This is a genomic window from Shinella sp. WSC3-e, assembly GCF_945994535.1.
GTDB classification, from domain to species: domain Bacteria; phylum Pseudomonadota; class Alphaproteobacteria; order Rhizobiales; family Rhizobiaceae; genus Shinella; species Shinella yambaruensis.
On record NZ_OZ000530.1, the window covers coordinates 846,655 to 861,159 of the forward strand.

Annotated in this window: 24 protein-coding genes and 2 tRNA genes; 11 read left to right on the top strand and 15 right to left on the bottom strand. The window is 60.6% G+C overall.

Annotated features, from left to right (window positions below; genetic code table 11):
- From AABF56_RS04210 to AABF56_RS04220, 3 genes are all read left to right on the top strand, one after another.
- A complete protein-coding gene (locus AABF56_RS04210; protein WP_244765914.1) occupies nucleotides 1–972 on the top strand; it encodes a beta-ketoacyl-ACP synthase III in 972 nt (323 codons plus the stop codon).
- 222 nt (nucleotides 973–1,194) lie between these two features.
- Nucleotides 1,195–1,533 carry an integration host factor subunit alpha gene (locus AABF56_RS04215; RefSeq protein ID WP_064329714.1) on the top strand — a complete coding sequence of 113 codons (339 nt, stop codon included), beginning with the start codon at nucleotides 1,195–1,197 and terminating at the stop codon, nucleotides 1,531–1,533.
- A gap of 127 nt (nucleotides 1,534–1,660) precedes the next feature.
- Nucleotides 1,661–2,191, top strand: a complete 531-nt coding sequence (locus tag AABF56_RS04220) for a MerR family transcriptional regulator (protein WP_244765913.1) — start codon at nucleotides 1,661–1,663, stop codon at nucleotides 2,189–2,191.
- A 158-nt stretch (nucleotides 2,192–2,349) separates the two neighbouring features.
- On the opposite strand, the gene AABF56_RS04225 is transcribed toward AABF56_RS04220, so the two are convergent.
- Nucleotides 2,350–2,562 (bottom strand): hypothetical protein, encoded by a 213-nt coding sequence (locus AABF56_RS04225; protein WP_272805027.1) that lies wholly within the window; start codon nucleotides 2,560–2,562, stop codon nucleotides 2,350–2,352.
- Nucleotides 2,563–3,046: 484 nt separating this feature from the next.
- Here AABF56_RS04225 and AABF56_RS04230 point away from each other — a divergent pair.
- Nucleotides 3,047–3,123, top strand: a tRNA-Pro gene (locus AABF56_RS04230).
- Nucleotides 3,124–3,207: 84 nt separating this feature from the next.
- On the opposite strand, the gene AABF56_RS04235 is transcribed toward AABF56_RS04230, so the two are convergent.
- Complete coding sequence (locus tag AABF56_RS04235; RefSeq protein ID WP_272805028.1) at nucleotides 3,208–3,396, bottom strand: DUF2934 domain-containing protein; 189 nt, start codon at nucleotides 3,394–3,396, stop codon at nucleotides 3,208–3,210.
- A 190-nt stretch (nucleotides 3,397–3,586) separates the two neighbouring features.
- On the opposite strand from AABF56_RS04235, the gene AABF56_RS04240 reads away from it, so the two are divergent.
- The gene (locus AABF56_RS04240; protein ID WP_272805029.1) at nucleotides 3,587–3,772 is read left to right on the top strand and encodes a hypothetical protein; all 186 of its coding nucleotides are present in this window, start codon (nucleotides 3,587–3,589) and stop codon (nucleotides 3,770–3,772) included.
- Between the two features lie 42 nt (nucleotides 3,773–3,814).
- Here the strand turns inward: AABF56_RS04240 and AABF56_RS04245 are convergent, their stop codons facing one another.
- The 5 genes from AABF56_RS04245 to AABF56_RS04265 form a co-directional block, all read right to left on the bottom strand.
- The gene (locus tag AABF56_RS04245) at nucleotides 3,815–4,144 is read right to left on the bottom strand and encodes a hypothetical protein (RefSeq protein WP_272805030.1); all 330 of its coding nucleotides are present in this window, start codon (nucleotides 4,142–4,144) and stop codon (nucleotides 3,815–3,817) included.
- Nucleotides 4,145–4,462: 318 nt separating this feature from the next.
- Nucleotides 4,463–4,540 (bottom strand) — tRNA-OTHER (locus AABF56_RS04250).
- A 6-nt stretch (nucleotides 4,541–4,546) separates the two neighbouring features.
- Nucleotides 4,547–4,807: a hypothetical protein gene (locus AABF56_RS04255; protein WP_272805031.1), complete on the bottom strand. Its 261-nt coding sequence runs from the start codon at nucleotides 4,805–4,807 to the stop codon at nucleotides 4,547–4,549.
- A gap of 11 nt (nucleotides 4,808–4,818) precedes the next feature.
- Complete coding sequence (locus tag AABF56_RS04260) at nucleotides 4,819–5,052, bottom strand: hypothetical protein (RefSeq protein ID WP_272805032.1); 234 nt, start codon at nucleotides 5,050–5,052, stop codon at nucleotides 4,819–4,821.
- Nucleotides 5,049–5,381 carry a hypothetical protein gene (locus tag AABF56_RS04265; protein ID WP_133033072.1) on the bottom strand — a complete coding sequence of 111 codons (333 nt, stop codon included), beginning with the start codon at nucleotides 5,379–5,381 and terminating at the stop codon, nucleotides 5,049–5,051. The genes AABF56_RS04260 and AABF56_RS04265 overlap by 4 nt, the downstream gene beginning before the upstream one ends.
- Before the next feature lie 82 nt (nucleotides 5,382–5,463).
- Here AABF56_RS04265 and AABF56_RS04270 point away from each other — a divergent pair, with 82 nt between their 5' ends.
- Nucleotides 5,464–5,721 (top strand): helix-turn-helix domain-containing protein, encoded by a 258-nt coding sequence (locus AABF56_RS04270; RefSeq protein ID WP_133033071.1) that lies wholly within the window; start codon nucleotides 5,464–5,466, stop codon nucleotides 5,719–5,721.
- Nucleotides 5,722–5,809: 88 nt separating this feature from the next.
- Here the strand turns inward: AABF56_RS04270 and AABF56_RS04275 are convergent, their stop codons facing one another.
- Nucleotides 5,810–6,100 (bottom strand): hypothetical protein, encoded by a 291-nt coding sequence (locus AABF56_RS04275; RefSeq protein ID WP_133033070.1) that lies wholly within the window; start codon nucleotides 6,098–6,100, stop codon nucleotides 5,810–5,812.
- Between the two features lie 390 nt (nucleotides 6,101–6,490).
- Here AABF56_RS04275 and AABF56_RS04280 point away from each other — a divergent pair, with 390 nt between their 5' ends.
- Complete coding sequence (locus AABF56_RS04280) at nucleotides 6,491–6,943, top strand: hypothetical protein (RefSeq protein ID WP_288084033.1); 453 nt, start codon at nucleotides 6,491–6,493, stop codon at nucleotides 6,941–6,943.
- Nucleotides 6,944–6,988: 45 nt separating this feature from the next.
- Here AABF56_RS04280 and AABF56_RS04285 read toward each other — a convergent pair whose 3' ends face one another.
- Complete coding sequence (locus tag AABF56_RS04285; protein WP_338341902.1) at nucleotides 6,989–7,147, bottom strand: hypothetical protein; 159 nt, start codon at nucleotides 7,145–7,147, stop codon at nucleotides 6,989–6,991.
- A 485-nt stretch (nucleotides 7,148–7,632) separates the two neighbouring features.
- Between AABF56_RS04285 and AABF56_RS04290 the strand changes: the two genes are divergently transcribed.
- From AABF56_RS04290 to AABF56_RS04300, 3 genes are all read left to right on the top strand, one after another.
- Nucleotides 7,633–7,935, top strand: a complete 303-nt coding sequence (locus AABF56_RS04290; protein ID WP_272805034.1) for a hypothetical protein — start codon at nucleotides 7,633–7,635, stop codon at nucleotides 7,933–7,935.
- Between the two features lie 73 nt (nucleotides 7,936–8,008).
- Nucleotides 8,009–8,794 (top strand): hypothetical protein, encoded by a 786-nt coding sequence (locus AABF56_RS04295; protein ID WP_272805035.1) that lies wholly within the window; start codon nucleotides 8,009–8,011, stop codon nucleotides 8,792–8,794.
- Between the two features lie 11 nt (nucleotides 8,795–8,805).
- The gene (locus AABF56_RS04300) at nucleotides 8,806–9,030 is read left to right on the top strand and encodes an excalibur calcium-binding domain-containing protein (RefSeq protein WP_272805036.1); all 225 of its coding nucleotides are present in this window, start codon (nucleotides 8,806–8,808) and stop codon (nucleotides 9,028–9,030) included.
- Between the two features lie 34 nt (nucleotides 9,031–9,064).
- On the opposite strand, the gene AABF56_RS04305 is transcribed toward AABF56_RS04300, so the two are convergent.
- Both AABF56_RS04305 and AABF56_RS04310 read right to left on the bottom strand, forming a co-directional pair.
- Nucleotides 9,065–9,358: a hypothetical protein gene (locus tag AABF56_RS04305; RefSeq protein ID WP_272805037.1), complete on the bottom strand. Its 294-nt coding sequence runs from the start codon at nucleotides 9,356–9,358 to the stop codon at nucleotides 9,065–9,067.
- Nucleotides 9,355–9,588: a hypothetical protein gene (locus tag AABF56_RS04310; protein WP_272805038.1), complete on the bottom strand. Its 234-nt coding sequence runs from the start codon at nucleotides 9,586–9,588 to the stop codon at nucleotides 9,355–9,357. The genes AABF56_RS04305 and AABF56_RS04310 overlap by 4 nt, the downstream gene beginning before the upstream one ends.
- A 76-nt stretch (nucleotides 9,589–9,664) precedes the next feature.
- On the opposite strand from AABF56_RS04310, the gene AABF56_RS04315 reads away from it, so the two are divergent.
- Entirely contained in the window at nucleotides 9,665–9,880 is a 216-nt protein-coding gene (locus AABF56_RS04315) for a hypothetical protein (protein ID WP_272805039.1), read from the top strand.
- Between the two features lie 187 nt (nucleotides 9,881–10,067).
- On the opposite strand, the gene AABF56_RS04320 is transcribed toward AABF56_RS04315, so the two are convergent.
- The 4 genes from AABF56_RS04320 to AABF56_RS04335 form a co-directional block, all read right to left on the bottom strand.
- Nucleotides 10,068–10,673 (bottom strand): thermonuclease family protein, encoded by a 606-nt coding sequence (locus AABF56_RS04320; RefSeq protein WP_272805040.1) that lies wholly within the window; start codon nucleotides 10,671–10,673, stop codon nucleotides 10,068–10,070.
- A gap of 96 nt (nucleotides 10,674–10,769) precedes the next feature.
- The gene (locus AABF56_RS04325) at nucleotides 10,770–11,420 is read right to left on the bottom strand and encodes a hypothetical protein (protein WP_272805041.1); all 651 of its coding nucleotides are present in this window, start codon (nucleotides 11,418–11,420) and stop codon (nucleotides 10,770–10,772) included.
- 2 nt (nucleotides 11,421–11,422) lie between these two features.
- A complete protein-coding gene (locus tag AABF56_RS04330) occupies nucleotides 11,423–11,953 on the bottom strand; it encodes a phage baseplate assembly protein V (protein WP_272805042.1) in 531 nt (176 codons plus the stop codon).
- A complete protein-coding gene (locus AABF56_RS04335) occupies nucleotides 11,953–14,385 on the bottom strand; it encodes a phage tail tape measure protein (RefSeq protein WP_272805043.1) in 2,433 nt (810 codons plus the stop codon). The genes AABF56_RS04330 and AABF56_RS04335 overlap by 1 nt, the downstream gene beginning before the upstream one ends.
- Between the last annotated feature and the right edge of the window lie 120 nt (nucleotides 14,386–14,505).

Consider the following 14,505-nt stretch of genomic DNA (forward strand, 5'->3'; position numbering starts at 1 on the left):
ATGATTCGTTCAGTGGTCCGCGGTTTCGGAGCGGCGCTTCCGAAGCGGGTTCTCACCAATGCCGAACTGGAAAGCATGGTCGACACGTCCGACGAGTGGATCGTGCAGCGCACCGGCATCCACCAGCGCTACATCGCCGGCGAGGGCGAGACGACCGCCTCGCTCGGCGAGGCCGCCGCGCGCGCCGCGCTCGACAAGGCGGGCCTGACGGCCGCCGATATCGATGTCATCATCGTCGCCACCTCGACGCCGGACAACACCTTCCCGGCGACCGCCGTCAACATCCAGAACCGCCTCGGCATGCACCATGGCTTCGCCTTCGACGTGCAGGCCGTCTGTTCCGGCTTCGTCTATGCGGTGACGACCGCCGACGCCTATATCCGCGGCGGCCTTGCGAAACGCGTGCTCGTCATCGGCGCGGAAACCTTCTCGCGCATCCTCGACTGGACCGACCGCACGACCTGCGTGCTCTTCGGCGACGGCGCCGGCGCCATCGTGCTGGAAGCGGCGGACGGGGCGGGGACCAACCAGGACCGTGGCGTCCTGACGGCGCAGCTGCGTTCCGACGGCGCGCACCGCGAAAAGCTCTATGTCGACGGCGGCCCGTCCACCACGGGCACGGTCGGCCATCTGCGCATGGAGGGCCGCGAGGTCTTCAAGCATGCGGTCGGCATGATCACCGACGTGATCGTCTCGGCCTTCGACGCCACCGGCTTTGCCGCCGAGGACATCGACTGGCTGGTGCCGCATCAGGCGAACAAGCGCATCATCGACGGTTCGGCCAGGAAGCTCGGCATTCCGCTCGAAAAGGTCGTCGTCACCGTCGACCTGCACGGCAACACCTCTGCCGCCTCGATCCCGCTGGCGCTTGCCGCGGCGGCGGGCGACGGGCGAATCAAGGAGGGCGACCTCGTGCTGCTGGAGGCCATGGGCGGCGGCTTCACCTGGGGTGCGGTGCTGCTGCGCTGGTAGCCATTTCCACGCGCCCGCCCATTGGGGGAGGGCGGCTTTCGGCAAAGGGAACGCGGGAAAGGGCCGGCTCCGGCCCCCCTTTGCCATGCGGGAACGCCGGTCGGCCGCGGGTGAAACGGCCTCTCCCGCATCAGGGCGCAGGGCCGCTTGACCCGCAGGGGCAAGGACAATACTCTTCCGCCACTTAACCATAGGCTTTCAATGGGAAATCGGTGAGGAACGATGAGCGGCAAGACGGTGACACGCGCAGATTTGGCCGAATCGGTTTTCCGGAAGGTCGGCCTTTCGAGGACCGAATCCGCAGAGCTTGTCGAAACCGTGATCGACGAGATCTGCAATGCCATCGTGCGGGGTGAGAGTGTGAAACTCTCCTCCTTCGCCACCTTCCAGGTGCGCGACAAGAACGAGCGCATCGGCCGCAACCCGAAGACCGGCGAGGAAGTGCCGATCTCGCCGCGACGGGTGATGACCTTCAAGGCGTCCAACGTGCTCAAGCAGCGGGTGCTGAAGGCCCATCTCGCGCGCAAGGCGAAACAGAAGCCGGCTTCGCCCGCTTCCTGAGCGATTTTCTGCCTATAGCCGGCGATTCGGCAATTTGAAACTTGAATATCGTTCGGCAACCCGCTGAAATGAATACGATTCGGCAGCGCCTTTCGCTGGCCGTGCGCGCGCTTTCATTGAGGGTAGAATGGACAAGAGTCCGGATGCTTTCCGCACCATCAGCGAGGTTGCCGACGATCTCGACCTGCCGCAGCATGTGCTGCGTTTCTGGGAGACGCGTTTCACGCAGATCAAGCCGATGAAGCGCGGCGGCGGGCGCCGCTACTATCGGCCCGAGGACGTGGATCTCTTGAAGGGCATCCGCCATCTTCTCTACGACCACGGCTACACGATCAAGGGCGTGCAGAAGCTCCTGAAGGTCAACGGCAACCGCTTCGTCGCCGCCATCGCCAGCGGGGACCTTGCCACTGTCGAGGCGCTGGCTGCCGCCAGCCACGAGGAGCCGACCCCGCCGAAGGCCGGCAGCGACGAGGACCAGATCGTCGGCCGCGCCAAGGCGCCCGCCAGCCGCCGCTTCTTCTCCTTCGTCGGCGGCGGCGACGAAACGCCGGAAATCTCGATCGGCAAGACCAGCGTCGGCAAGGAAGACCGCGCGCTCCTGCAGGAAGCGCTCTACGATCTCCTGGAATGCAAGCGCCTGCTAGACCAGGTGCGCTGAGCCTTTCCACGTCGCCCCCGGCGCGTCCTGGTCGCCGACCGCCCATGCCGGCAATCCGGCCCAAGCGATCCAGCATCCGCCGGCGCCGTCATGCCGCAGGTTCGGTCCGCTCCATCCGCATCCGGGCAGCATGCTTCACCGCCATGAAGGGGCCGCCGTCAATCCCGCTGCTGCATCGGCTCCCAGCCGCGCACGAAGCCGCGCCCCATCGCCGAGCGGGTCAGCGCGAGCTGGCGCCGCAGATGCGCGCAATCGGCCAGCAGCGTCGCGATCGTCGCGCGCGCATCGCCGTCATGCCAGGCAAGGGCGGCGCATACGGCATCGTCCTCCTTCGGTTCAGTCTGTGCTTCGTACTCGGGAAGCGGTCGCACGTCGGCAGTCTCCTGTGGTAACACAGAAAATCGGGGATTTCCGGGATCGAGATAAGCGGGCCTTCGCCTTTGTTCCTATTATGTTCTCATGCGCTGCGGAGTCAAGCGCTTGAAACGGACCGACAGAAGGAAAAGGCCCCGCACGGTGGCGGGGCAAACAAGCGTCACGCTTGGCTCTCAGTGACGCGGGGGAGTGCTCGCAAATGACAAGCGAGCAGAGGCATCCTACGACTTTAGTCTAATGCGGGGGAAGGTCTGATTCGGCGTTTCCGGTACGGTTGCGAAAAAAATTGCACTTTTCGGTGGCTGCAGCCTACGGCGGGCTGGAGCTCCGCTCGCCTGCTTGATCCGGGGCGTACCACCAAGTCCCGGGCGTTTGAACGCCCGCAACGTCATGCCCGCAAGACAATTCCCCACTTTCGTTCCCGCCTTTGATTTTTGGGCTTGCATCCAAATGCCCGAGACTATAGGGGTTTGCGCGGTCCGGAATGTAGCGCAGCCCGGTAGCGCACTTGACTGGGGGTCAAGGGGTCGTGGGTTCGAATCCCGCCATTCCGACCAATAAATTCAAAGACTTAGATACCGGCAAGTCTTCTGGCTATAAAAATTATAGCCGCATTGTAGTCAGCGGCGGGGTAGGGCGCTTCAATGCGTCGGGTTCGCCGCAGCGGCCAAGCCAACCACATCCCGCCTCGCGGCTTCTGCCTCATCCTCCTCCTGAATCTCGCGTTCTGCCTGGAGCCAATGGCCAAGCGACCGGCCGTCGAGCGAACCTTCGCGCTGCCAGAGTTCAAAAGCCCTTGCCTTGATGCGTCTTTCGCGTTCGTCGTCCATGATCAGCCCAGCCCAAAGAACGACAGGACGGCGATCACGATCACGACCAGGCCGACGAGATAGATGATGTTGTTCATTGCGTGTCTCCTTTTCCGTTCGAGGCGAAACGTGATGGCCTCCGTTCTTGTTCCTGTGGTTGGAACCACCGCAAGCCGCAGCCCGTTTCCTCTGCCCCACAGGAGGACGTCAAATGGCAATTGAGAATGCACCCACCGAGAAGGGCAAAGAAGGAGCCCGAGGCCTCCACAAGGCCACACGGGCCGAGGAGCGCAAGGTTGAGGCCGAGAAGGGGTCGGAGCTCGCCAAGGGCGCGGATCGCTTCGAGGAGCGCTCCAAGAGCTCTGACGGAAAGAGCGCCGGCGAAAAGCAGAAATGAAAAAAGGGCCGCCCGGCAACTGCCTAGCGGCCCTCTCTGATCTTACCTGCCCTGAATAACCCGAATGAAACGCGGGCTCTTCGTTCGGAAGTCGTTATAGCTGATGCGACCGTTGGCAATCCCGTTGAATGCACGCTGGCAATAGATCCGGGCAACGTTGCGGCTCGGGCTCACATTCATGATCTTGGCCATCTCTGCTTTTCGGGCAGGTGATGCGCGGCGAGCGCCAGCATAGCACTTGTTAATTCCGTCGCGCTTTAGCGCCGGACTTCCGCGCACCATCTCCTGAGCACGGTTATATCCTGCCTCCGAGACGCAACCTGTCATGAACATTGCTGCGGACAGCACGGCAATCATCGGTATCAGCCGCATGCTCTTCCTCCATTCGTTTGATCGACAATGGAGAGGATAGGCGGGGCTCCCACGATGGCAAGCTGGAGGGCCGAAAAAGAACTGGCGCAAGAGCCGGCAGCTGATCTAGCGCCGGCCGCTGACCTGCTCTTCGAGAAGAGGCGGTGAGAAAAAACCGCCCGCCTCGTGGGAGGGGCGAGCGGTTCTATGCGCGGCGCTGCGGCAATGGTTTTCGACCCGACGGTGGCCGCGCACGAAACAATGATACCACATCGTGGCATGGGCGGCCAGCCGGCCGCGAGTGTGGGTGCGGTGGTGCCCGGCTGGCCTGTGGTGACTTGGAGCCCCTGGCCCGACTCGAACGGGCATCTTCCAATTACGGCTCACGGGCTAGAAGTCCCGCGCCGGTACAGGGGCGAAAGATCAGAAGCTCCCGTCTATGTATCGAACGGGACGACGCTTATGGCGCTGCTCGGCAGGCGCCGAGCGCTTCGGCTGTTCTGCCGGAAAGCGGATGCTCTCGACGTTATCCTTGAGCCACTGCTCGCTCACCGTGAGCAGACGCTTGCCATCGGCCATCAGATCGACGCCGGGCAACTCAGGCCAGAACTTGCCGGCCGTGAAGGTCGTCCCGTTCTTCAGGCGGACGATCGTGCCGGGTTCATAGAGGTCGAGGTAGGTCATGGGGGTCGGGGTCATTGCACTGTGTCTCCCCAGAGATTGCCGAATCCCTGCTCGATAAGACCGTCGTAGTCGGCGATCCCCCTCTCAGCGGGGTCGTCTTCACGCTCGTCGTCGCCCTCGGCGTCGTTGCCTCCATAGGGGTTATAGCCCAGCGAGGGTTCAAGATCCGGATCGCCGTCAGCGGCGTCGAGCAGGGCTATGAGCACGTCGATGGCGCGCTCGATCTTGTGGCGCTGGATGTTCATGCTGCTTCCCCCTCAATGTCCAGACCGACCAGCGCTCGGTACATAGTGACCGTCTCCTCGCTGCTCGCTTCGACCTTCGTGATCCGCAGCGCCTCCAGCGTGGCGACCTTGATGCGCAGGAGATGAGGATTTCCGTCATAGCATATGACGTCGGCGGCATCGCCGCGGATGCCCAGGATCATCAGGGGCCACTTGCGGCCGCCCTCCTTCTCGAAGTCAACCACATCGCCGGGCTGAAACTTCGGCGGGTTCTGCTGGCGAAGGTGCCGCCGAAAAGCGGCGATGGTCGTGGGGTTGTTGCTTAGGGCGGTGGCTTGGGGCTGCGTCATGTTGAGTTGCTCCGTTGCGATCTTCCAATCTTGGTGATAGGAATATCTCAAGAAGGACACATGTCAATAGGTTAATATCATAGTGATAGAAAAATATCATATTACGGGGCGACAGGTTTCAGCAGCCCGGGCGCTAGCCGGAATTTCGCAAGCCGATCTTGCGAAGGCCGCCAACATCTCGTTGCCGACACTCAGACGCATGGAGGCATCCACCGGGCCGATGTCAGGTATGCCGAACAATGTCGCCGCGGTAGTGCAGGCACTATTGGATTTCGGGATATTGTTCATCCCCTCGAACGGCAACGGCTGCGGAGTACGCCTGCGGGATCGGCAGGGTTAGATCCTGGATCCGAATGAACGCAGGCGCGTAGGTGGCAGCGCGTATCGCTACGAAGGGGCGCGCCGCTTGAGGGATGTCAGATTTGAAATCAAGCACAAAGCCGTCGCCGGTCGGCGTGGATGCAGATTTTGAACAGTTCAACGAGACGGGGGCGTTCAAACTCGGCCGTCGCGTCAACGAAGAATTGTTCCTTCTCCTCAATTTCCTCAATGGAGGCTGCTGGCGTTACCACAATCTCTTCTTCAATCTCGTTTAGGGTAATCGCGAGATGGCTTCCTACTACGTCTGATACTTCATGCATCAGTTCTAGTACGCGCCTTCGCTGCTCGATCAACGCTTGCACGGGAATGAAATTTGGGACGATAAAGCTGTCTGACATTTGACCTTTCCTTCTATTGAGGCCGAACGAAGTCGGCCGGTTAAAACCAGTGTCGTCGCTCTCTCCTCAATAGTGGTGGTATGCCTGCGGTTCGGTATGCCGCGCAGTGTTTATAGCGCCAAGGGGCTTCGCATGTCAAGAAAAAGACCTCGCAAGCCACTGATTTTCTTGACAAATTTGTAAATGTATATTATGGCAGGCCCCTCGCCGCGGAAAAATCGACCCAATGTTTTCAAAGGCTTGCCGGCGCTAAAACATTGAAATCATTCGGCACCGATCCGTGCTAACCCCTTGATTTCCAACCATCCAATTTTGGATTGCCCCCATTCTCGTGCCCCTCGACAACCCCGCCGCATGGTGACAGAGTTCACGCACCACGACGATTTAGCCATGCCCGCCAAACCCATCCTCATATACCGCCTAACGCCTGCTCAGATCGACTTCGTCGATCGCTTGGCGACCAGCGACGGAATCGTCATGGACGGGCTCTCCTACCAGGATCTGGTCGCATTCCAGGAACTGGAGAAGCTGGGCTTCGCTGACATGCGCGTCGAGCCCCGAAAGAAGATCAGGATCGTCATCACCGATCAGGGCGCCAAGTTGCGTGCGGCCGGCTATATCTCGAAGAAACCCGTCGTCCGCCTCACGGCACCCCAAGTCCAAGCCTTGCGCTTCCTTGCGGTGCGGGTGCGGCATTTCAACGACATCCCTGCCGAGATGAAGGATGTGGTCCGCCGCCTTCGGCTGCGTGGCTGGGCGACCATGGAGCAGGATGCAGAGGGGCGGTTCTGCACGAGGATCGCTGAGGAAGGGTGGGAGCTTCTGAAGCTTCTCGATTACTGATGACGTTTGCGAACTGGCCCTGTCCCCTCCAAGCTGCGCCGCAGTTTACATCCCGCCCGCGATCAACGCCCCAAACCCATATAGACTCGCGATCACCGCTCCCACGACCAACAGGGCAAAGACAACGCGCCGGCTAGCGCGCTCTTCGTGCTCGCGATTAGGCTGCGGATCGTCGAAAGTCTCTAGGTTCTCGTGATAACGCATGTCTTACTCCGTCCGGTTGATTGCATGGGACGTCGCGGGGTTTTCAGGCGCACCTGGCGTCCAGAAGACGACGTAAAGAGCGGCTAGCAGCAGCAGCACGCCAGTAACCGTTACCGTTGATCTGTTCATCTGGTAGGCCCCTTAATTTGGTTCAGTGAACAACAGATGACGCCCCGTCGGGTTGATCTGAAGCAAGAATGGAAAGGGAGTACCGCATGTTCCGCCTTGACTCCTCCTGAAATGAGAACAAAATAGGAACATAGTCCGCCGAGCGGACTCCATTCCTATAGGTGCCCCATGTCGACCAAAGCCGCCCCACAGCAGGAAATAGACGCAGTCATCGAAGCCTACGGAGGCGACGCACGGGCCGCTGTGCGCGAACTGCTGGCGGACGCGGACTTCCTCCGCGACCAGCTCTACACCGCTTCTGTGCTGGTTTCGAAGGGTTACGCCCGTGGGTGGAGGCCTCGTTACGAACGACCCTAATGCGTCACCGGCGCGGCATCGATATCACGGCCGGCAATCCAATGGATCCCGCGACGCTCACCGGTGTCAACGTCTACGTCAACAGCCGCCAGCATTCCGTTGCCTTCCAGGACATTCCGCAATGGTATGAACTCGGCGCCCGGTGTTTCCGATGCAAGCACGCTGGCTATCTCGATCGCTGGGAACTGGCGCGTCGATTCGGCAAGAAGTGCATGATCATCACGCTGGAGCCGAGGCTCCGATGCACGCGGTGCGGCAACCGGGAGGCGAACGACTTTGTGCTGGCTAAGATGGGGCGGTGAGGCTGTTACAAATTCGCCTTGCGGCAATATCTCTTCACCTCTAGATTGAGTTAGTGCTATCTGATGGGGTGAGATGATGCGCAGTCTCCTGTTGGTGCTTCTTTTTGCCTCCGCATGTCCTACCGTTGGGCAGGCGACGATAGACCCCTACGATGTCGTGGTTTCGACAACGACGTCGTCAGGCGATCAAAACACAATCAGGGACTTTGAATCCGTTCAGGTTGCCCAGTTCATCTTGGGTCAGATCAAGGTGGAGCACAAGGATGTCAATCTCCTGTGCTCTAAGCGGTGGCCCGGCGTGATCGCTTATTACAATCAGACCTTCTTCACGATCAACGAGCGTGCGGCGCGTGACTTAGCTGCCGGAAAACTCCAACTGCTGGGCGAAGACCAAGAGGCAGTACCGTTCGATAGTGCTAGCAGCCCGTTCTCAGCAGACCCGAAAAGCGTGCAGCGATTGGCGGACCGTGCAGCACGGCAATGCGGGCATTCAACGGAATCGGAACAGAACATAGCCAGTGAGAAAAAGGCCGTTATCGTAGCCAAAGCGAAGCCACGCAATTCCAAACAGGAAAACGTACTGAACCACATTGCCGAAGTAATGGTCATCGACGAACTATGCGATATGCTAGAGATCAATACTGTATTTTTGAGCATGGCTGCGACATACAATGGAGTCAGCGGAAGGGATATTGCAAGCGGCGGAAAATATCACGACAAACTGGTCTCCCTTGTGCGCATCAAGAGATCAGAAATGCTCAACATTGGCGCGGATGAAGATTTGGTTTGCGCATCTGGAGAGCTCTTGTACGGCCCGTCCGGGATAAACGTTAAGGGCCTCCTAACGTCCTCGTATTAGCGTCAGCCACCATGAAACTAATCATCGCCACAATCACCACACTGGTAGTTTTCACATCTGCCGCCGGACACGCGCAAAGCTGTAAGGCCGCAAAGACCTGCGCAGAAGCCATCGAGATGTGGTGTGAAGGCTACTCCGGCGCAGACAGGGACGACGACGGAATACCCTGCGAGAATGTGTGCAAGTCAAAAAAGCGCGTGGATGCGCTCAAGAAAGAGATTGAGGCGTGTGAATGACAGGGGAACAGGCTTGTCGAACGTGCCAGGAGCATCATATCCCCGCCGCCGCCAACGCCAGTTCGCCGCCCTCGCAGAGCTCGACCCAACCCTCCTCACGGCTGATCCGCCGATACGCTGATCGGGCGGCATTAATGAAGTCAAACCACAGATCGTCAGGAATCTGGACGGCTCGCCGCCCACCGCGCAAGGTCGGCGGCAGCGCCGACAAGTTGCCCTCCGGCCGTTGGACTATGACGCAGTCGCGCAGCAGCCATCCCTCAATCTCAGCGTCGAATGTGGCTTTGGCGCCCCCTGGTCCGGGGCGCATGTTGGTGATATTGATCATTCTTTCTCCTTATAGTGGGCCACCGCCACCCTCAGTAGTTCGGCCTCCATGACCGATGACAGCGGCGCCGGCCGCGTTTCGCCAGGCGCACCAATCCGCGGCACTGACAACGTATAGCCGTCGTCCCGCCTGATGAGCGCGCAGCCGGGCAGCACCAGGTTGCCGACCTCGGCTGTGAACGTCGCGGAAATCCGCCCCGTGGACGGATTCAAATGTGTGATTCTGATCATTGGATTCCCGTGAGGCAAAGTTCACGCAAGGATAGGCGGAGATGGTGCGCCAGTTGGGTTTTGTAGGAGGCGCACCATGCAGGCGCGGGAGAATGTTTTCGGCTCCAGCACGGAGCGAACCGCATGGAGCATTGCCGCCCGGCATCTGGCTGCAGGCCAGAAGGACCCCGTGAAGATGATCGTGGAGGCCATCGAGGAGGAGCGGATGCGCTGCATCGATCTGTTCGTCGCGGCGACGGGCGACCTGGCAGCCGTCCCTGTCTTCATGGTCGATCCCGACCGCGACTGGTAGCCCCCTGGGACGGGTCCCTTTCGGGCCTAAAACCAGCCAATGCGGGTCGGCAGTCCCGGCAGCCGTCCAGGCACAGGGTCAAAAAGCTCAGCAACCCCGTTGCTGCCGAGCCAAAATGCCGGGCTTCTGGGCGTTTGCAGTGTTGCCGAGGTGTTGCCGAAATTGCGCTTGGCGGAAGTGGCTTACCTTAGATGCCGCACCACGGCTCACGGCGGCCAGACCACGTGCGGGCTAATCCCTCGGCAACAAGCCTATCGCCGATCGACTGGCCGTTGCGCACTAGCACGCGCAGCAAGCGTCCATACTTATCGGTGTCCCTGCCCGGCAGCGCCTGCATCTCGAATGGACCTGCACTCAGCAACACCTGCAGTCGGCTCTTGGCCTTTTCTCCGAGAGCGCGTTCGCTTGGACATTTCGCCTCGCCGATCTCTGGCGTATCTATGTCCGCTATGCGGACCTTTTCACCTTCAAACCAGAAGGTGTCGCCATCGACGACGCACGTTACGCGCTTCGAACCATTGCATGCCGTGAACGCACTGACCACCCGTCGTTCCGGCAGCCTTGTCCTGAGGTTCAAGTGCGCGGGCTTCGAATTGTCGCGCACGGCAGAGACCTCTGAGGCATTCACCGGCCCGGCGGTCGTCGCCCATTGCCATGTTGAGGTGAGTTGATCCCATCCAGCCCCAACGGCGATGGTCGCGCAAAATGTCGCAGCGGACACCTTCGCTACCAGCAACACAAATTTTCGTCGCTTGCGCCGTCGTCTTTCGCCAAATGGCACGATTTCAGCCAAAATACTCTCCATGCGGCTCAGCCAAGCACCGTCCATTGTAGAGGTTACGAAACGTTGAATCACGAGGGTTGGCAGCGCCCGAAAGCGCCGCCCGCCCTATTTGAAGAGCCCGCCCGTCATCCTGTTGATATGGTGAATGACGCGCGGCTCAAGCCGTTCGGCTGTCTGATCCCAAACCTTCGCGACTTCGCCGCGCAAGAGCTCCACGGGGATGAAGACGCCGGATTTCTGCTTGGCGAACTTCGTGCCTGTCCGCTCCCGCTTCCACTCGCCCGACTTCACGAACGGGTTCGATTTTGCGTAGTTGTAGGAATAGCCGTCCGTATTCGCGCGAACGAAGACCTGGCCATTCCATGCGGGCTTAACGACTCGCTTCGGCCACCATCCGGCCTTCATAAAACTGGACGGAAAAACCTGCCGAACGCCACGAGGTGCGGCGCTGACGCCGATCCTGGTCTCACGGGGCTTGAAGTGCTTCAGGGATATGTCGCCACCCTGACCGTGGATGACATAGGTCAGGGTCGCCGGCGTCGACTTGGTGACGTTCCGCCGCACGGCCTTCATGCCGGTTCGCAACGGGAGCCCGGTCTGCACCGCGAGGGCACGGCCTGCCGCCGTGCCCCCAACCCGCCCGGTTTCGTTGATCGCGCGGCTGAAGACCTGGCCGGCCTTGCGTGGGGATTTGAGGGCAGCCGTCGCTTTGGTGAACAGGGCCAGGCCGTCGCCCTTGATGTCGATTTTGAGCATGGCTACACCGCATAAACCCGGCTTGCCGAACCAACAGCGGTGTCGCCATCGCTATCCGCGTCACCCTTACGGTGCAGGAGTTGACCACCTTCACCGCCGAGGTGTACTTCGCCATCCAGAACGATCTTGCTGGCCTTCAAGGTGATGCCGCTACCGCTGATTTCCATGATGGAGTCGCCTACCTTCAGCCTGAGCGGGACATTAGTGTCGTTTTCGCGCGGGTTGTCATCGGAATACATGCCGAAATCGATGCGGGCGTCCGTCAGATCGCCGCTTTCGGAAACCACATCGACCTGCTCGCCGATGGCATAAACCACGTCTAGCTTGACGTTGCCGGCGCCGACCGTTTTAGGGCGGATCCAGGGGGTGAGGTACGGCACGCCGCCCTGCCTGGAGAGCTCCACCCGATAGCGGCCCTTGTCGTCCGGGCCTTCCGCGATGGTGCCAGTTCGCCGGCGATTGTTGTTGCGGCGTTCCAGTTCCTGTAACCGTTCGCCAATCCCCCTGATCAGGGTCAAAAGATCACCTGCCATTATGTGTGCCTTCCGTCGTTGAGATCGAAGCCATGCGCACCCTCAAGTTCGGAGATCAGATAATCCCCTATTTCCTTTGAGTAGTGGCGCGCTACCGCATGCGGGTCAGAGCCGACCGGCATGCCGCCGTGGATGTTGATTGTTGGAGAGATAGTGATGGTGTTGCCGCCGCTCCGGACTGGGCCGCCAACTGACGCTGCAGAACCAGCCGCAGCCGCCCGATATGCATCGTGCGGCGAGATCATGCCCGATGCGCCTGGCGAGAACAGCTCAGCACCCCTTTCCCCGACCAGGTAAGTGCGGCCCGCCCGGACTGGCCCACCCTTGGCGCGCGCGCCGTCGACGGCTGGGGTTGACGTGGTGGTTTCGCCGCCGCCGAACGGATTGAGGCTGCCCCAGGAAATAAGCCCTGACAGATCAATCCGGCCGACAGCCGCCCTGATCTTCGCAGGAAGATCAGCGAACCAGGCCAGAAGCTCGCCCGCCTTGGCTACCACGCCATCAATGATGCCCTGGATCATGTCGACGCCGGCCTGAAACATCGCCGAATTCAGCGCTTTGAAGCCGTCGATCAGCTTTCTTGTCACCGCATAGGCATTGTCCTCGATGACCATCTGATGCTGGCGTGTCAGGTCATTCGACTGGAATAGCGAACCGAGCCAGCTAGCCGCCTCTTTGAACTGCTCCCACGCCCATTTTGCAGCATCCCCCAGTGCGGAGAACGACTGCGCGAACGGGTCGAGCACAGGCCACAGAAAATCAATAGCGGGTTGCAACTCTTCGCCGATTGCACGGGCAACGCCCGCAACGGTACTGCTGATACGATCCCAGTTCTGCCAGAGCGCCAGGCCGGCACCAGCAACAAGAGCAACACCCGCTCCAATGGCGAGCCATGCCGGCGCGGAAATGGTGGCCAGTGCAGCACCAACGGTAGTGAGGGCGCCACCGATTGCGGTAACACCTGGTACGGCCGCTGCCATGCCGCCGAGAGCGGCGCGGACCGTTTCAAGTTTGGTGAGCGCAGCACCGTTGAGCCCGCCGTCGAGCATGGCGGCCATGCCCGCGTTCTTCGATGTGGAGAGCGCTTTGAGGGACCGCTGAAGCGCAACAGCTTCCGTCGCCGCCGTGGTGAAGTGCGAAGCCAGGCGCGCTACCGGAATGACCATGGACAGCACGCCGCCCTTCGTCCACAGGAAGGCGAATCTGGTGGCGGTCATCGCAATGTTGAACCCAACCACGGCAGCCGTCGCGGCCACGATGGCAGAAGTGGCCTCGGGGTAGCGTTCTGCCAGATCCGCGATGCTGGTGACGATTGGTGCGACCTTGTCGATCACCTGATTGAGGGCGGGCAACAGGGCGGCACCAATGGAGGCAGATATGTTCTCGAGCGCGGCTTGCATCCGCAAGAGCGCGCCTTCCGAGGTCTTCATCCGGCGCTGGAAGTCGGCCTCCACCGTCCCTTGCGCCGCCATGGCCTCGGCACGGATACGGCGAAATTCTTCCAAACTCTGGATCAGCGGCCGAAGACCCTGCTGAACCTGCGAATCCGCAAAGAGATCACCAATTTTACTGAGATCACCCTTCAACGTCTTATTGGTGATATCCGCGATTGCCTCGATTGGGCTCATGCCCGCTTCGGCACGCTTTTTTAGCTCCCGCTCAAGATTGACGCCCAGCTTTTTGAATGCTTTGACCGTCTGCGGCGCGTTGATCTTCTGAAGCACGTTCGACAGGTTCGTGGCGGCAGATGCGGAATCGCCCGTGCCTTTGCGGACGATCTGCAGGGCGGCCGAAAGGTCCGCCACCGCCGGTACGCCGGTCTGGCCGAGGGCCTGGTAGCCCGCGCCGAGGGCCGGGAAGTATTGGGCCATATCTTTGAGTTCGAAGGCGCCTGCCTTGCCGGCCCGTGCCATGGCATCTAAGGCTTTGCCGAACTGGTCGGCAGGGACCTTCAAGTTGTCGAGTGCAGCGTAACCGGCCGACGACAGGTCAGTGATGGACGCCTTATAGGCGAAGGCGGCCTTACCGATATTGGGCAAAAGCTTGAGCGCGTCACCCTCAGAGGCGCCGAGGCCCAAAAGTGTGTCCATGCCTTCAGCCATCTGGCTGCCGGCCTGATTTGTCTGCCGGCCGATCAGGCGAAGCTGTTTTCCGAGTTCCGCCAGCCGTTTCTGGGGAATGTCGGCCTTCTGGCCGATGTCTTCGAGTTTCGACTCGAATGCCACGGCTGCCTTGACGGGAGCCGTGAGGCTCCGCGCCAAGGTGTAGCCGACCGCAATAGCGTCGAACATGCGGCCGCGCATAGCATCCATGGCGGCCGCGTTGCGGGCCGCCATCATTTGCAATTTGGCAAGGGCGGCGTGGACACCCTTCGCCCTTCCGCTCACCTTGTCGGTGAGCGAGAGAACGAGTTCAGCTTGCCGTTTCGCCACGGCCGCCTCCATTTTTTAGCTGGATGATTTCGACGGCCGCTTCGTACCAATCGAGGGTCTTTTCCGGCGGCCATTGTTCAATGACGTTCACAGGGGTGTGTAATTCAGAGGCGATGAGCG

Bases quoted from the DNA above. Each gene is read 5' to 3' on its own strand.
- AABF56_RS04210 (WP_244765914.1), top strand. From the start codon at position 1: ATGATTCGTTCAGTGGTCCGCGGTTTCGGAGCGGCGCTTCCGAAGCGG.
- AABF56_RS04215 (WP_064329714.1), top strand. From the start codon at position 1,195: ATGAGCGGCAAGACGGTGACACGCGCAGATTTGGCCGAATCGGTTTTC.
- AABF56_RS04220 (WP_244765913.1), top strand. From the start codon at position 1,661: ATGGACAAGAGTCCGGATGCTTTCCGCACCATCAGCGAGGTTGCCGAC.
- AABF56_RS04235 (WP_272805028.1), bottom strand. From the start codon at position 3,396: ATGGACGACGAACGCGAAAGACGCATCAAGGCAAGGGCTTTTGAACTC.
- AABF56_RS04240 (WP_272805029.1), top strand. From the start codon at position 3,587: ATGGCAATTGAGAATGCACCCACCGAGAAGGGCAAAGAAGGAGCCCGA.
- AABF56_RS04245 (WP_272805030.1), bottom strand. From the start codon at position 4,144: ATGCGGCTGATACCGATGATTGCCGTGCTGTCCGCAGCAATGTTCATG.
- AABF56_RS04255 (WP_272805031.1), bottom strand. From the start codon at position 4,807: ATGACCTACCTCGACCTCTATGAACCCGGCACGATCGTCCGCCTGAAG.
- AABF56_RS04260 (WP_272805032.1), bottom strand. From the start codon at position 5,052: ATGAACATCCAGCGCCACAAGATCGAGCGCGCCATCGACGTGCTCATA.
- AABF56_RS04265 (WP_133033072.1), bottom strand. From the start codon at position 5,381: ATGACGCAGCCCCAAGCCACCGCCCTAAGCAACAACCCCACGACCATC.
- AABF56_RS04275 (WP_133033070.1), bottom strand. From the start codon at position 6,100: ATGTCAGACAGCTTTATCGTCCCAAATTTCATTCCCGTGCAAGCGTTG.
- AABF56_RS04280 (WP_288084033.1), top strand. From the start codon at position 6,491: ATGCCCGCCAAACCCATCCTCATATACCGCCTAACGCCTGCTCAGATC.
- AABF56_RS04285 (WP_338341902.1), bottom strand. From the start codon at position 7,147: ATGCGTTATCACGAGAACCTAGAGACTTTCGACGATCCGCAGCCTAAT.
- AABF56_RS04290 (WP_272805034.1), top strand. From the start codon at position 7,633: ATGCGTCACCGGCGCGGCATCGATATCACGGCCGGCAATCCAATGGAT.
- AABF56_RS04295 (WP_272805035.1), top strand. From the start codon at position 8,009: ATGATGCGCAGTCTCCTGTTGGTGCTTCTTTTTGCCTCCGCATGTCCT.
- AABF56_RS04300 (WP_272805036.1), top strand. From the start codon at position 8,806: ATGAAACTAATCATCGCCACAATCACCACACTGGTAGTTTTCACATCT.
- AABF56_RS04305 (WP_272805037.1), bottom strand. From the start codon at position 9,358: ATGATCAATATCACCAACATGCGCCCCGGACCAGGGGGCGCCAAAGCC.
- AABF56_RS04310 (WP_272805038.1), bottom strand. From the start codon at position 9,588: ATGATCAGAATCACACATTTGAATCCGTCCACGGGGCGGATTTCCGCG.
- AABF56_RS04315 (WP_272805039.1), top strand. From the start codon at position 9,665: ATGCAGGCGCGGGAGAATGTTTTCGGCTCCAGCACGGAGCGAACCGCA.
- AABF56_RS04325 (WP_272805041.1), bottom strand. From the start codon at position 11,420: ATGCTCAAAATCGACATCAAGGGCGACGGCCTGGCCCTGTTCACCAAA.
- AABF56_RS04330 (WP_272805042.1), bottom strand. From the start codon at position 11,953: ATGGCAGGTGATCTTTTGACCCTGATCAGGGGGATTGGCGAACGGTTA.